Source organism: Enterobacter sp. FB (genome assembly GCF_000805795.1).
Taxonomy (GTDB): Bacteria; Pseudomonadota; Gammaproteobacteria; order Enterobacterales; family Enterobacteriaceae; genus Enterobacter; species Enterobacter roggenkampii.
Window position 1 is genome coordinate 109,744 of sequence record NZ_JSZC01000017.1, and the last position, 14,813, is coordinate 124,556.

The following is a 14,813-nucleotide window of genomic DNA, read 5'->3' on the forward strand; positions in this document are numbered from 1 at the left end:
TCATCTTTGGAATACGCACACTCCGTGCGCAGGCCCGTGCCAGACAGCCATTACTACCGGATTATCCGCTCCGGCAAAGGGGGGAACGGCTCGCCACTCCCCGTCAGGTAAAACAATCTCTGCGACGTCATCCGTCGCGTTCAGCGTGACCAGCCATTTATCCGACAGCAGGATTTGCAGGCGTGGTACGCCGTGTTGCCACTCTTGCGCGCTTAACGGTTGCGCGTCTTTATTCAGCCAGCGAACGTTGCCGTCACCCTCTTCCCACCAGCTGTTGGCGGTCAGCGCGGGGATCTGCTGGCGAAGATGGATCAGCGCAGCGGTAAAATGAATCAGGCCGCTGTTGGCTTCACCCCAGTCGAGCCAGGTTAAGGTGTTGTCCTGGCAATAGGCGTTGTTGTTACCGTGCTGGCTGTGACCATGCTCGTCGCCTGCCAGCAGCATCGGCGTGCCCTGCGACAGTAAAAGCGTTGTCAGCAGCGCATGAACGCTGGCGCGTCGCCGCTCTATCACATCCAGACTTCCGCCTAACCCTTCTATACCATGATTAAAGCTATGGTTATTGTTAGTGCCATCGCGATTCTCTTCGCCGTTCGCCTCATTGTGTTTCTGATTGAAACAAACGCAGTCCCTGAGCGTAAAACCGTCGTGCGCCGTCAACAGATTAACGGTGGCCGACGGGCGTTTGCCGTCGCGCTTAAAGAGATCGCTCGACGCGGCAAAGCGCCCGGCAAATTCCCCCAGCGACAGGTTCCGCTCCAGCCAGAAGCGGCGTACGGCGTCGCGGTAGTGGTCGTTCCACTCGGCAAACAGCGGCGGGAAATTCCCGACCTGATAACCGCCTTCACCAATGTCCCACGGCTCGGCAATCAGCTTCACCTGCGAGAGCACCGGACAGTTTTTTATCGCCTCAAACAATGGCGCCTGCTGGCTGAACGCCGGCGTGCGTCCCATCACCGGCGCCAGGTCGAAACGAAAACCGTCGACGTGGAACGTCTCCACCCAGTATTTCAGGCATTCATACGCAAAATGCGTGACCGCCGGATGGCTGAGATTGAGCGTGTTACCGCAGCCGGTCCAGTTCTCATAATCGCCATCGTGCCTGATCCAATAATAGCTACGGTTATCAATTCCGCGCATGGAGAGCGTCGGGCCGTCGAGATCGCTTTCTGCGCTGTGGTTCAGCACCACGTCCAGAATGACCTCAATGCCCGCCGCGTGGAGCGCCTTCACCGCATCGCGGAACTCGTCCCGCGCCTTTTCCGGATGGACGGCATAGCGCGGCTCGAGCGCGAACATCGCCAGCGGGTTATAGCCCCAGTAGTTGCTCAGCCCCAGCCGCTGCAGACGCGGCTCGCTGGCAAAATGGGCGACGGGGAGCAGTTCCAGGGCGGTGATGCCGAGGTGTTTCAGGTAGGCGATCATGGTGGGATGCCCGAGCGCCTTGTAGGTGCCGCGCATCTCTTTGGGGATCGACGGATGCAGGTACGTCAGCCCTTTGACGTGGGCTTCATAAATAACGGTCTTGCCCCACGGCGTCTGCGGCGGGGCATCGTCTTCCCAGTCATAAAGATCGTTCACCACCACGCTTTTTGGCGCGACGGGCGCGCTGTCGCGGTGGTCGGGCTCGCCGTAGCCCACGTGGAAGAGCGGGTCATCTTTAAATTCACCGTCCACGCGGTGCGCGCACGGGTCAATCAGCAGCTTCGCCGGGTTAAACCAGTGCCCCTGCGCGGGATCCCACGGACCGTGAACGCGAAAGCCATAGTGCATACCGGGCCGTCCTCCGGCCAGGTAGCCGTGCCAGGTATCCCCCGTGCGCGCGGGTAAATCGTAACGGTGCTCGTTACCTTCCCCGTCAAACACGCACAGTTCAACCCGCTCGGCGTGAGCGGAAAAGAGGGTGAAGTTCACCCCTTTTCCGTCAAAATGCGCCCCGAGCGGTTCGGGTTTACCTGCCGTAAGCTGCGTCATTCGCCCTCCCGCATCAGCCAGATGGTGCCAAGCGGCGGCAGCGTCAGGCTCAGGGAGTTGGGTCGCCCGTGGCTTTCAATGGCGTCGCTCTGTACCAGCCCACCGTTACCGGCGTTGCTGCCGTGGTAGTGCATCGAGTCGGTATTCAGAATTTCGCGCCATTTGCCCGGCTGGTTAATGCCGAAGCGGTAGTGTTCGCGCGGCACCGGCGTAAAGTTGCTGGCGACGATGATCTCGTTACCCGCTTTGTCACGACGCACAAAGACAAACACCGAGCGCTCGTGGTCGTCCACCACCAGCCATTCAAAGCCGTACGGATCGAAGTCGAGCTCGTGCAGCGCTTTGTGGTGGCGATAGGTCAGGTTCAGATCGCGCACCAGACGCTGCACGCCGTGGTGCCAGTTGTCGCCGCCTTCCAGCAGATGCCAGTCGAGGCTGGCGTCGTGGTTCCACTCGCGACCCTGGGCGAACTCATTGCCCATGAACAGCAGTTTCTTGCCCGGGAAGGCAAACATCCAGCCGTAATAGGCGCGCAGGTTGGCAAACTTCTGCCACGCGTCGCCCGGCATGCGGTCGAGAATCGATTTTTTACCGTGTACCACTTCATCGTGCGACAGCGGCAACATGAAGTTTTCGGTGTAGTTGTAGAGCATCCCGAACGTCAGCTTGTCGTGATGATACTTACGGTGAACCGGATCCAGCTTCATGTAGTCGAGCGTGTCGTGCATCCAGCCCAGGTTCCACTTATACCAGAACCCCAGGCCGCCTGATGACGGCGGACGGGAGACGCCCGCAAAGTCGGTGGACTCTTCCGCCATGGTCACGGCACCGTCCACCTGCTCGCCGATAATGCGGTTGGTATTACGCAGGAATTCAATGGCTTCCAGGTTTTCGCGGCCGCCAAACTCGTTCGGGATCCACTCCCCCTCTTTGCGGCTGTAGTCGCGGTAGATCATTGACGCCACCGCATCCACGCGCAGGGCGTCAATGCCAAACCGCTCGATCCAGTACAGGGCATTCCCGACCAGGTAGTTCGACACTTCACGGCGACCGTAGTTGTAAATCAGCGTGTTCCAGTCCTGGTGATAGCCCTCGCGCGGATCGCTATGCTCGTACAGCTTCGTGCCGTCAAACTCTGCCAGCGCAAAATCATCCGCCGGGAAATGGCCCGGCACCCAGTCGAGGATCACGTTCAGCCCGGCGGCGTGCGCGGCATCAATGAAATAGCGGAAGTCGTCGCGGGTGCCGAAGCGGCGGGTCGGCGCATACAGCCCGGTGGGCTGATAGCCCCAGCTGCCGTCGAACGGATGCTCGTTGACCGGCAGCAGCTCAAGGTGGGTAAAGCCCATCCATTTGGCGTATGGCACCAGCTGGTCGGCAAGCTCCCGGTAACTCAGCCAGAAGTTGTTATCGGTATGGCGGCGCCAGGAGCCAAGATGGACTTCATAGACGGAGATCGGCGCATCAAAGCGGTTGGCCTGCTTACGCTCCTCCGACTGGAGAACCTTCTCCGGCAGGCCGCAGATCAGCGACGCGGTATCCGGGCGCATCTGCGCTTCGAAGGCATACGGGTCGGCTTTAATGCGCAGCTTGCCGTGGGCGTCGATCATCTCGAACTTATAAAGCTGCCCGTGGTGTGCCCCTGGGATAAACAGCTCCCAGATGCCGGTTTCCCGACGCAGGCGCATCGGGTGACGGCGGCCGTCCCAGTAGTTGAACTGGCCGACAACGGAGACGCGCTGGGCATTGGGCGCCCACACGGAGAACCGCGTGCCGGTGATGCCGTCCATGGTATCGGCATGAGCGCCCAGCGTTTCATAAGGACGCAGATGGGTCCCCTCGGAAAGCAGCCAGGCATCCATCTCTTTAAGCAGAGGGCCAAAGCTGTAGGGATCGTCAATCAGGTTCTGCTGGCCGTGCCAGAGAACGGCGAGCTGATAGCGAAAAGGATTTTTACGACGGGGCATCACGCCCGAGAAGAAGCCACGGGAATCGAGGCATTCAAGGTTACCGACCTTGCGGCCGGTTTTGGGTTCAATCACCCAGACTTCTGTGGCATCCGGTAACAGTGCCCGAACTTCCAGACCTGCCTCAGTACGGTGCATCCCAAGCACAGAAAAGGGGTCAGCGAAATGACCCGCAATAAGCGCATTAATCACGTCTCTATCCACACGATCGGACATGGTATTCATCCTGTTTTTATGTCGTCCTTTTTAAGCGCTCCGGGACGACTTTTAATGTGACCTGAACGGGACAGCACAAAAATGTGCATCCATTCTGCTCCGTTCGAACCTCAGGTAAGAAATGACTCTTCCTTAAAGCATAGCCAACGCTCTAAATGACTCCTGATAAAAAATAAGACATACGCGTGTTACTCCATGTAGTACGCAAAAAAAAGGGGTGAAAATCACCCCCGGTATTTAACAAATTATTACGCCAGCTGGCGCAGCATGCGGCGCAGCGGCTCAGCGGCGCCCCACAGGAGCTGGTCACCAACGGTGAACGCGGAGAGATACTCCGGCCCCATGTTCAGCTTACGCAGACGGCCAACCGGCGTGGTCAGCGTGCCGGTCACCGCTGCCGGGGTCAGCTCGCGCATGGTGATATCGCGATCGTTTGGCACCACTTTCGCCCACGGGTTGTGCGCGGCCAGCAGCTCTTCCACGGTCGGAATAGACACATCTTTTTTCAGTTTAATGGTGAAAGCCTGGCTGTGGCAGCGCAGCGCGCCGATACGCACGCACAGACCGTCAACCGGAATGGTGTTCGCGGTATTGAGGATTTTGTTGGTCTCGGCCTGGCCTTTCCACTCTTCGCGGGTCTGGCCGTTATCCAGCTGTTTGTCGATCCATGGGATCAGGCCGCCGGCCAGCGGTACGCCAAAGTTATCCACCGGCAGCTCGCCGCTGCGGGTCAGCTCGGTCACTTTACGCTCGATATCGAGAATAGCCGACGCCGGGTTTGCCAGCTCGGTCGCAACGCTCTGGTGCAGCTGGCCCATCTGGGTCAGCAGCTCGCGCATATGACGCGCGCCGCCGCCGGACGCCGCCTGGTAGGTCGCCACGGAGACCCACTCCACCAGATCCTGCGCGAACAGGCCGCCGAGGGACATCAGCATCAGGCTGACGGTGCAGTTGCCGCCAACAAAGGTTTTTACGCCGTTGTTCAGGCCATCGGCGATCACGCCCTGGTTAACCGGGTCGAGAATGATAATGGCATCGTCTTTCATGCGCAGCGACGAGGCCGCGTCAATCCAGTAGCCCTGCCAGCCGCTTTCACGCAGCTTTGGATAGATTTCGTTGGTATAATCGCCGCCCTGGCAGGTCACAATAATGTCGAGTGCCTTCAGCGCTTCCAGATCGTAAGCATCCTGCAACGTGCCTGTGGTACCACCAAAGGACGGAGCAGCCTGGCCGAGCTGGGAAGTGGAGAAGAAGACCGGGCGGATAGCGTCGAAATCGCGCTCTTCAACCATGCGTTGCATGAGTACAGAGCCGACCATACCGCGCCAGCCGATAAAACCAACGTTTTTCATAGCATTTTTTTCCTGCTGAGGGTGTGTGCTGATTGTGCAAGCCAGTATTGAACTGGGATATGCTTCACATTACAAAATGCAGCCAAAGTCGCAAGCGAAATTAATCGATGATTGCCCGGCAATCAGAAATACAGCTAATTATCATAATAACCTTAGAGAGTTTCAGGGATAATTTACATGAGTGAAATCATTTCCGCCGCGGTTTTATTGATCCTGATAATGGATCCCCTGGGTAACCTGCCGATCTTCATGTCGGTGTTGAAGCACACCGAGCCGAAGCGCCGCCGGGCGATCATGATCCGCGAGCTGCTCATCGCCCTGCTGGTGATGTTTATCTTCCTGTTTGCGGGTGAAAAAATCCTCGCCTTCCTGAACCTGCGGGCTGAAACCGTGTCGATTTCCGGCGGGATTATTCTGTTCCTGATTGCGATTAAGATGATTTTCCCGAGCGCGGAAGGCAGCAGCAGCGGCCTGCCTGCGGGTGAAGAACCGTTTATTGTGCCGCTGGCGATCCCGCTCGTCGCGGGGCCAACCATTCTGGCGACGCTGATGCTGCTGTCGCACCAGTATCCGAACCAGATGAGCCATCTGGTCATTGCCCTGCTGATTGCCTGGGGCGGGACGTTTATCATCCTGCTGCAGTCGTCCCTGTTCCTGCGCCTGCTGGGCGAAAAAGGGGTAAACGCGCTGGAGCGCCTGATGGGGCTCATTCTGGTGATGATGGCAACGCAGATGTTCCTGGATGGGATCAGGGCGTGGATGAAAGGATGACGTTCTCCCTCTCCCTGTGGGAGAGGGCATCAGGCCGCAGAGGCCGTATTCTTGCCGGGTGGCGGCTTCGCCTTACCCGGCCTACAACGGCTCTAGTCCCGTAGGTCGGGTAAGCGTTAGCGCCACCCGACTTTTTTCACAGTGGCAAGATGCCTTCATTTGTACGCAACCAGCGCGGTGCTTTCAACATACCGCTATACAGCCCAACTAAGCCTTGCAAAAAATCTCCAGCCACTCTTTCATCACTTTCTGAAAGTGAACGAGCCAACAGCAACTGCGTTAATAGCGGGCAATAGCTTCCCAACTGTTCAACTTCCGGTTCGAAGGCAGGGACGTCCAGAGGCAGGTCATCTACCGTTAAACTCGCTTTTAAATATTCAGGAACAGGTTCAAGCATGGGTGCGGCCTGATACCCTCAACCTCCCCCCAAATAAGTGAGGGCTACCCCTTACGAATCAAATACCGGTACGGCAGCGTTTCCGTCTGCTGTGCCACCAGCTCATGCTCCATAAAGGTACAAAAACCGGGAATGTCGCGCGTGGTGGCAGGGTCGTCGGCAACGATCAGCAGCGTTTCACCGGTCTGCATGTTGCGCACGGTTTTACGTACCATCATTACCGGTTCCGGGCAGCGAAGGCCCTGGGCATCAAGAGTGTGGTCTGGGCTGGAAAACAGGTCGGTCATGATCTTCTCGGTCAGGTAAAAACGGCTGTAGTTTACGCCCCGTTGCGGTCAATGCAAACCAGGTTAACGATTGCGTAAAAACTAACCATTGCAATGTCCCGCCAAAGCAGTATCATGCTGCGGTTTTTATTGGGTTCCCTCACCCCAACGTATAAAAAGGTCACAATATGACGCAGTTTTCTGAATCACAGCGCGTAAAAGCGTTGTTCTGGCTTTCGCTTTTCCATTTGCTGGTGATCACCTCCAGCAACTATCTGGTGCAGCTCCCTATCTCCATCTTTGGTTTTCATACCACCTGGGGCGCGTTCAGTTTTCCGTTTATTTTCCTCGCCACCGATCTGACCGTGCGTATTTTTGGCGCACCGCTGGCTCGCCGCATTATTTTTGCGGTCATGCTCCCGGCGCTGTTCATCTCGTACGGGGTGTCGTCCCTGTTTTATATGGGAAGCTGGCAGGGCTTTGAGGCGTTAACCCACTTCAACCTGTTTGTCGCCCGTATCGCCGCAGCAAGCTTTATGGCCTACGCGCTGGGGCAGATTCTGGACGTGCACGTGTTTAACCGCCTGCGTCAGAATCATCGCTGGTGGATGGCACCCACCGCCTCCACGCTGTTCGGTAACGTGAGCGATACGCTGGCCTTCTTCTTCATCGCCTTCTGGCGTAGCCCGGATGCGTTCATGGCCGAACACTGGATGGAAATCGCGCTGGTGGACTACTGCTTCAAGGTGCTCATCAGCATTGTGTTCTTCCTGCCCATGTACGGCGTGCTGCTGAATATGCTGCTGAAAAGGCTGGCAGATAAATCTGAAATCACGGCATTGCAGGCTGGTTAAGGGTTCGCTTTATCAGTTGTGATAAGATGAGCGAATGAGCCGTTATGGCCGTTTATCGAAAGGAAGAAGTCAATGCGCAATCTGGTTAAATATGTCGGGATTGGCCTGCTGGTTGTGGGTCTTGCAGCCTGTGATAACAGCGACACGAAAACGCCTGCTCAGGGCGCATCCGCAGAAAGCAATGCGACCGGCCAGCCGGTGAATCTGATGGATGGCAAACTTAGCTTCTCTCTGCCAGCCGATATGACTGACCAGAGCGGCAAGCTGGGCACTCAGGCGAATAACATGCACGTTTACTCCGACGCAACCGGGCAGAAAGCGGTCATTGTGATTGTGGGCGACGACACCAGCGAAGATCTGGCGGTCCTGTCCAAACGTCTGGAAGATCAGCAGCGCGGCCGCGACCCGCAGCTGCAGGTCGTGACCAACAAATCCATCGAGCTGAAAGGCCATAAGCTGCAGCAGCTGGACAGCATCATCTCTGCGAAAGGCCAGACCGCTTACTCCTCTGTTGTGCTGGGCAAGGTCGATAACAAACTCCTGACCCTGCAGATCACCCTGCCAGCGGAAGATCAGCAGAAAGCGCAGACGGCTGCTGAAAACATCATTAACACCATCGTAATCCAGTAACGTTTCACGATGATGATGTGGCCTCCGGTGCCTGCACCGGGGGCCATTTTTTTAGCCGCCACGTCAGCAGCAATGCCATCATGACCAGACCCGCCGCGGCAAGATAGATCACCGGTACCCCCGCCCAGGCCATTACCAGCCCTGCCAGCGGCCCGGTAATGCCCAACGACATATCCATAAATACCGTATAGGTCGCCAGCGCCGCCCCCTGGTTCTGCTGCGGTACCGCTTTTACCGCGACCACGCCCAGCGCCGGGAAGACCAGTGAAAAACCGGCTCCCGCGAGAAATACGCCCATTTTCGCCATCCAGGGCGCGCTGGCTACGCCGGTCAACAGCAGCCCGACAATCTCTACCACAAAGCAGATCGTCGCCACGTTCAGCCCGCCCAGACGGTTTATGCCGTTAGGGAAAAGCAGGCGCGCACCAACAAACGCACAGCTGAACAGGGTTAACGCAAAGGCCGCGCCGTCCCAGCCTTTGGCGTCATAGAACAGGGTAATGAAGGTGGCGATGACCCCGAAGCCGGTGGTCGCCAGCGCCAGTGCCATGCCGTACGGCCAGACGCGCCCCAGCACCGCCCGAAACGGCAGCGGTTTGCCCTTGCTGGCCTTCACTGTCGGGCGCGGCAGCGCAAACAGTATCGCCACAAGCGCGACCGCCATAATGGTGACGGCCAGGCCATACAGCCCGCCAAACGCATAGCAGGCCACGCCAAGCGGCGCGCCGAGCGCCATCGCGCCGTAGGTGACAATCCCGTTCCAGGAGATCACCCGACCAATGTGTGGCGTCCCGACAACCCCCACGCCCCAGAGTGTCGAGCCGGTTCCCGCCAGGCTTTGCCCGATACCGAGGATGACGCGGCCCAGGCAGAGCAGCGCCAGGCTGACCAGCGGCCAGTGGCTGGCTGAGGCAGCCAGCAGATAGCTCAGGCCACTGAGGAAGCAGCCGCACAATCCCACCACCACGATGCTTTTTGGACCGAACGTGTCCGCGTAGCGCCCGGCATGTGGGCGGCTCAGGAGCGTGGCGAAATACTGCAGGCTAATCACCAGCCCCGCCCAGAAGGCACTGAAGCCCATCACGTCATGGACATAGCCCGGCAGAACCGCCAGCGGCAGGCCGATGGTGAGATAGCTGGCAAAGTTAAAAATCACAACGGAAACGATGCGCAGATTGAGGCGCAGTCCGCTCAGTGCCGGTTCAGCGGCAGGTTCGGGCATGGGGTTCTACCTGGATTTTTTACAACAGTGTTTCACTATTACCACGCCCCAATAAGAAAATCAGCAGCGACTTTCAGATTAACGGTGCCAGACGAAGCGAGGCCCGGGCACTACACTTACCGGGTCATCACATTAAGGAACGCGCATGATCGCTAACCCGTCCGACAAAGCAGGACTCCACATCTTATTAAAACTCGCCTGTCTGGTGGTTATCCTTGCGGGTATCCATGCGGCCGCCGACATCATAGTTCAGCTCCTGCTGGCGCTCTTTTTTGCCATTGTGCTTAATCCTCTGGTCACCTGGTTTCTGCGCCGGGGCGTTAGCCGCCCGGTCGCCATCACTATCGTCGTCATCGTGATGCTGATTGCCCTGACGGCGCTCTTCGGCGTGCTGGCGGCCTCGCTGAGTGAATTCTCCACCATGCTGCCGCAGTACAACAAAGAGCTGACGCGTAAGATCGTCGCACTCCAGGAGATGGTGCCTTTCCTTAATCTGCATATCTCTCCCGAACGGATGCTGCGCAGGATGGACTCCGAGAAGGTCATGACCTACGCCACCACCTTGATGACGGGGCTTTCCGGCGCGATGGCCAGCATTCTGCTGCTGGTCATGACGGTGGTGTTTATGCTGTTTGAAGTCCGCCACGTCCCGTATAAGCTGCGCTTTGCACTGAATAACCCACAAATTCACATTGCTGGCTTACACCGGGCGCTGAAGGGCGTCTCTAAATATCTGGCGCTGAAAACGCTGCTGAGCGTCTGGACCGGGATCATCGTCTGGCTGGGGCTGATGCTGATGAACGTGCAGTTCGCGCTGATGTGGGGCGTGCTGGCGTTTCTGCTGAACTACGTGCCCAACATTGGCGCGGTGCTTTCCGCCGTGCCGCCGATGATTCAGGCGTTTCTGTTTAACGGTTTCTACGAATGTATGCTGGTCGGCGCGTTATTCCTCGTCGTGCACATGGTGCTGGGCAATATTCTCGAACCACGCATGATGGGGCACCGGCTCGGCATGTCGACGCTGGTCGTCTTTTTATCCTTACTGGTTTGGGGATGGCTGCTGGGCCCGGTCGGTATGCTGCTCTCGGTCCCCCTGACCAGCGTGTGTAAGATCTGGATGGAGACCACCAAAGGCGGCAGCAAGCTGGCCATTTTGCTCGGGCCGGGAAGGCCGAAAAGCCGGTTGCCTGGGTAGCTGACCTACCTGTATAGGTAGGTTTAAACCGCCAATAATCCGCCTTAAATTACCGCGTTCATAACCTGTCGCGGTATTTTTATTTGCGTTAAGGAAATATTAATTCTGTTTTTGTTTACGTCAGTCGCATTACGTTGAAACGCAAATCATGATTTAACGCAAATTAAAAAAAATGAAATTGTTAATTATTTTCCATGTTATTATGCCCGCCTTCGCGTCAACGTAATGCAAACCTTAATATTGATTAAAAAAACATCTGGCACAAAAGAAACGCCGGATGAATATTATTTGTAAAAACCACTACCTTTAATTGTTATTATTGATATGGAGTTGTTGATGAAAAAGATCGTTAAATGGTGTGCTGCCGCCGTATTCGTTGGCGCACTGGCAGGCTGTGCGCGTACTGCCCCAATCGCTCAGGTTCACTCTACTGTGAGCGCGGGTCATACCGCCGACCAGGTAAAAACAGCGATTTTGAAAGCAGGACAAAAACGTGACTGGATCATGACGGAAGCCGGTCCGGGCGTTATCAAAGGTCGTCTGCAGGCGCGCGACCACTCGGTCGACGTTCGTATTCCTTATTCCGCAACAAGCTATTCCATTAACTACGAAAGCAGTATGAACCTGAAAGCGGCTGACGGTAAAATTCACAAAAATTATAACCGTTGGGTGAATAACCTCGACCACGATATTCAGCTGAACCTCTCCGCGGGCGCCGCACTGTAATATTTTTCTAAAGTCGGGCCGCATTTGGCCCGATAACCCTTATTTCTTGCCCTGAAAGGTTACGCAGCAATGTACGAAAAGGATACGCTCAGCGCACTGGATGCCATTACCGAAGCGCAACGCATCGCTTTTGCTCCGATGTTATTTCAGACCGCGCTTTGTCTGCGTAACTCAGGCATTCTCGCCTGGCTCGATAAACAAGGTAAAGAGGGTGCCAGCCTCGAGGAAATAACCGAACACAGCACGCTCGGCAGCTATGGCGTCAGCGTACTGCTGGATATGGGATTAAGCGGGCGGATCGTTACCCAACAGCATGGACGTTATTTTCTGGCGAAAGTGGGCCACTTTTTACTGCACGATGAAATGACCCGCGTAAATATGGATTTCACTCAGGACGTTTGTTACAAAGGGCTATTTCACCTGGCGGACGCCCTGAAGGAAGAAAAACCTGCGGGCTTAGCGGTGTTTGGCAACTGGCCAACCATCTATCCGGCATTATCCCAATTACCGGCACAGGCGAAAGAGAGCTGGTTCGCCTTTGATCATTACTATTCCGACGCCGCGTTTGACGCCGCTTTGCCATATATATTCGCAAGCTCGCCGACAAAATTGTACGATGTGGGCGGAAATACGGGTAAATGGGCGTTACGCTGCTGCCGCTATGACGAAAATGTTGCCGTGACGATCCTCGACCTGCCGCAGCAGATAGCGCTGGCGCAGGAAAACATCGCAAAAGCAGGTTTTTCTCATCGTATTGGATTCCATGCTGTCGATATGCTTAGCCCAGCAGCCTTGCCGGGTGAGGCCGACGTCTGGTGGATGAGCCAGTTTCTGGATTGTTTCTCTCCGGATCAGATTGTCGCCATGCTGACGCGCGTCGCACAGGTCATGAAGCCAGGCGCACGTTTATGCATCATGGAGCTTTTCTGGGATGCCCAGAAGTTTGAAGCGGCCTCTTTCAGCCTGAATGCCACCTCGCTCTATTTCACCTGTATGGCGAATGGCAATAGCCGGTTTTACAGCGTAGAGGCGTTTTATCGTTACCTGGAGAGCGCAGGTTTCAGCGTTGAACAGCGTCTGGATAACCTTGGGGTCGGTCATACCCTGTTGATATGCACCAAACGTGAACAATAGAGCAGCTTAGCTGCCCGGGTGGCCAGGTCTGCCCTTTGAATACGGTTTTTTTTCGCGGACGCGCGTAGATGAAATTTTCACTGAACATTATCGACTGGCAGGCGAGAGCCCCAGGACTCAGCGATGCCACAGAGTGGCAGGCGTGGTCACGCCTGCAGCTGCCCGTCGATCCAGCGGCCCCGCTTCCCCGGCTGACCGCTTTACCGATGATGACCGCGCGCCGCCTCAATTCAGGCAGTAAGCTGGCGGTGGACATTGGTCTCGCTATGCTGCAACACCACGCCATTGATGCCGTCGTCTATTCCAGCCGCCACGGCGAGCTGGAGCGCAACTACCGTATTCTGCATGCTCTGGCGACGGGGCAATCCGTATCGCCTACCGACTTCGCCATGTCCGTGCACAATTCGGCGGTGGGCAATCTCACGATTACCGCACGCCAGGCTATCGTCTCGTCATCCATTTCTGCCGGGCTGGACACCTTCCAGCAGGCATTATGTGAAGTCCTGAGCCTGCTGCAGGCGGGCTACTCCCGCGTCTTGCTGGTCGATTTTGACGGCGCACTGCCGGAATTTTACCACCCAGCGTTACCGCACCAGATGCCCAACTGGCCCTACGCGCTGGCGCTGGTGATTGAATCCGGCAAGGAATTGCAGTGTGAAACCCGCAGCGGCAGCACGGGGGATGAACCCGCCCTTCCGCAAAGCCTGGTGTTCCTGCAACGCTATCTCAGCGAGGCACGCCAGTTTGTGGTACCCGGCGAACGTTTGCTGTGGCAATGGACGCGCGCATGAACCGCCTGACTGCCCGAATTAACTGGTTATGGCGTCTGGTGATGACCGGATTCTGCTTCGTGCTGTTTGGCGTGGGCGGGCTGCTGCTGTCACTGGTATGGTTCAACCTGCTGCTGATCGTCCAGCGCGACCGCACCAACCGCCGTCGCCTTGCGCGGCGCAGCATTGCGGCCAGCTTCCGCTTCTTCCTGACCGTTGCCCGTGGCCTCGGGGTACTGGACTATCGCATTCACAATCTTGACGCCCTGCGCAACGATCGGGGTTGTCTGGTGGTGGCTAACCACCCCACGTTAATTGACTACGTGATTCTGGCATCGGTGATGCCAGAAACCGACTGTCTGGTGAAAAGCGCGCTGCTGCGCAATCCGTTTGTCAGCGGCGTCATCCGCGCGGCGGATTACCTCATTAACAGCGAAGCCGAGCCTCTGCTGGCTGCAAGCCAGCAGCGTCTGGCTCAGGGCGACACGCTGTTAATCTTCCCGGAAGGCACACGTACCCGGTCTGGTGAAGCTATTTCCCTCCAGCGCGGCGCAGCAAATATCGCCGTGCGCTGTAACAGCGATCTGCGGGTGGTGCTGATCCACTGTAGCGAACATCTGCTGGATAAAAAAAGTCGCTGGTATGATGTGCCGCCAGAAAAACCTGTCTTCACCGTGGATGTCCGCGACCGCGTGAACATCGACGAATTTTACGATGCAAATGAACAAGAACCGGCGCTGGCGGCAAGGCAGTTAAACCGGCATCTACAGCATCGATTAACATCAGGCCTTCAATCTTTGTCAGGAATTAATGATGCAAGCGCTTTATCTTGAAATTAAGAATCTCATTATCACCACGCTGAATCTGGACGAGCTTACCGCAGAGGATATTGATACCGATGCCGCGCTGTTTGGCGATGGGCTGGGTCTCGACTCTATCGACGCGCTGGAACTGGGTCTGGCCGTGAAAAACCAGTATGGCGTGGTGCTTTCTGCTGAAAGCGAAGAGATGCGCCAGCACTTCTTTTCCGTCGCCACGCTGGCGTCCTTTATCAACGCTCAACGCGCCTGAGATGTGATCACGATGACCGAACAAGAAACCATTTATCAGGAAGTCTGTGGCCTTCTGACCCGACTGTTTGAAATCGACCCGCAGGATATTACCCCTGAAGCCCGTCTTTACGAAGACCTGGAGCTGGACAGCATTGATGCGGTGGACATGATTGTTCATCTGCAGAAGAAAACGGGCAAGAAAATCAAGCCGGAAACCTTCAAATCGGTTCGTACCGTTCAGGATGTGGTAGACGCCGTCGAACAGCTTCTGCGCGAAGAGTAAGACG

16 protein-coding genes are annotated in these 14,813 nt (G+C 56.6%); 10 read left to right on the plus strand and 6 right to left on the minus strand.

Features of this window, described 5'->3' with window-relative positions; translation table 11 throughout:
* From glgX to asd, 3 genes are all read right to left on the minus strand, one after another.
* Positions 1–1,974 carry a glycogen debranching protein GlgX gene (gene glgX / locus PI91_RS22760; RefSeq protein ID WP_023326238.1) on the minus strand — a complete coding sequence of 658 codons (1,974 nt, stop codon included), beginning with the start codon at positions 1,972–1,974 and terminating at the stop codon, positions 1–3.
* On the minus strand, positions 1,971–4,157 hold the full coding sequence (glgB, locus tag PI91_RS22765) for a 1,4-alpha-glucan branching enzyme (protein WP_039267157.1): 2,187 nt from the start codon (positions 4,155–4,157) through the stop codon (positions 1,971–1,973). The genes glgX and glgB overlap by 4 nt, the downstream gene beginning before the upstream one ends.
* Before the next feature lie 248 nt (positions 4,158–4,405).
* Entirely contained in the window at positions 4,406–5,509 is a 1,104-nt protein-coding gene (gene asd, locus PI91_RS22770; protein WP_021242179.1) for an aspartate-semialdehyde dehydrogenase, read from the minus strand.
* 177 nt (positions 5,510–5,686) lie between these two features.
* On the opposite strand from asd, the gene yhgN reads away from it, so the two are divergent.
* Positions 5,687–6,280 carry an NAAT family transporter YhgN gene (gene yhgN / locus PI91_RS22780; protein ID WP_003861574.1) on the plus strand — a complete coding sequence of 198 codons (594 nt, stop codon included), beginning with the start codon at positions 5,687–5,689 and terminating at the stop codon, positions 6,278–6,280.
* Between the two features lie 136 nt (positions 6,281–6,416).
* On the opposite strand, the gene PI91_RS22785 is transcribed toward yhgN, so the two are convergent.
* Positions 6,417–6,677, minus strand: coding sequence for a hypothetical protein (locus tag PI91_RS22785; protein ID WP_039267160.1), 261 nt, complete (start codon positions 6,675–6,677; stop codon positions 6,417–6,419).
* A 44-nt stretch (positions 6,678–6,721) separates the two neighbouring features.
* Positions 6,722–6,964 (minus strand): sulfurtransferase TusA, encoded by a 243-nt coding sequence (gene tusA, locus PI91_RS22790; protein ID WP_017693840.1) that lies wholly within the window; start codon positions 6,962–6,964, stop codon positions 6,722–6,724.
* Positions 6,965–7,131: 167 nt separating this feature from the next.
* Here tusA and PI91_RS22795 point away from each other — a divergent pair, with 167 nt between their 5' ends.
* Together PI91_RS22795 and PI91_RS22800 are read left to right on the plus strand one after the other, a co-directional pair.
* On the plus strand, positions 7,132–7,797 hold the full coding sequence (locus tag PI91_RS22795; protein WP_008503072.1) for a 7-cyano-7-deazaguanine/7-aminomethyl-7-deazaguanine transporter: 666 nt from the start codon (positions 7,132–7,134) through the stop codon (positions 7,795–7,797).
* A 72-nt stretch (positions 7,798–7,869) separates the two neighbouring features.
* On the plus strand, positions 7,870–8,427 hold the full coding sequence (locus PI91_RS22800; RefSeq protein ID WP_008503073.1) for a DcrB family lipoprotein: 558 nt from the start codon (positions 7,870–7,872) through the stop codon (positions 8,425–8,427).
* Positions 8,428–8,431: 4 nt separating this feature from the next.
* On the opposite strand, the gene PI91_RS22805 is transcribed toward PI91_RS22800, so the two are convergent.
* Positions 8,432–9,649: an MFS transporter gene (locus PI91_RS22805; RefSeq protein WP_039267161.1), complete on the minus strand. Its 1,218-nt coding sequence runs from the start codon at positions 9,647–9,649 to the stop codon at positions 8,432–8,434.
* Positions 9,650–9,794: 145 nt separating this feature from the next.
* On the opposite strand from PI91_RS22805, the gene PI91_RS22810 reads away from it, so the two are divergent.
* The 7 genes from PI91_RS22810 (at position 9,795) to PI91_RS22840 (ending at position 14,809) form a co-directional block, all read left to right on the plus strand.
* Positions 9,795–10,844 carry an AI-2E family transporter gene (locus PI91_RS22810; RefSeq protein WP_008503075.1) on the plus strand — a complete coding sequence of 350 codons (1,050 nt, stop codon included), beginning with the start codon at positions 9,795–9,797 and terminating at the stop codon, positions 10,842–10,844.
* A 336-nt stretch (positions 10,845–11,180) separates the two neighbouring features.
* A complete protein-coding gene (locus PI91_RS22815) occupies positions 11,181–11,570 on the plus strand; it encodes a hypothetical protein (RefSeq protein ID WP_008503076.1) in 390 nt (129 codons plus the stop codon).
* 69 nt (positions 11,571–11,639) lie between these two features.
* Positions 11,640–12,704, plus strand: a complete 1,065-nt coding sequence (locus tag PI91_RS22820; RefSeq protein ID WP_008503077.1) for a class I SAM-dependent methyltransferase — start codon at positions 11,640–11,642, stop codon at positions 12,702–12,704.
* Positions 12,705–12,772: 68 nt separating this feature from the next.
* The gene (locus PI91_RS22825) at positions 12,773–13,495 is read left to right on the plus strand and encodes a beta-ketoacyl synthase chain length factor (RefSeq protein WP_039267162.1); all 723 of its coding nucleotides are present in this window, start codon (positions 12,773–12,775) and stop codon (positions 13,493–13,495) included.
* Positions 13,492–14,307 carry a 1-acyl-sn-glycerol-3-phosphate acyltransferase gene (locus PI91_RS22830; protein ID WP_008503080.1) on the plus strand — a complete coding sequence of 272 codons (816 nt, stop codon included), beginning with the start codon at positions 13,492–13,494 and terminating at the stop codon, positions 14,305–14,307. The genes PI91_RS22825 and PI91_RS22830 overlap by 4 nt, the downstream gene beginning before the upstream one ends.
* Positions 14,288–14,545 (plus strand): phosphopantetheine-binding protein, encoded by a 258-nt coding sequence (locus tag PI91_RS22835; RefSeq protein WP_008503081.1) that lies wholly within the window; start codon positions 14,288–14,290, stop codon positions 14,543–14,545. Before PI91_RS22830 ends, PI91_RS22835 begins: the two co-directional genes overlap by 20 nt.
* A gap of 12 nt (positions 14,546–14,557) precedes the next feature.
* Entirely contained in the window at positions 14,558–14,809 is a 252-nt protein-coding gene (locus tag PI91_RS22840; protein WP_008503082.1) for an acyl carrier protein, read from the plus strand.
* The last annotated feature ends 4 nt before the right edge of the window (positions 14,810–14,813 follow it).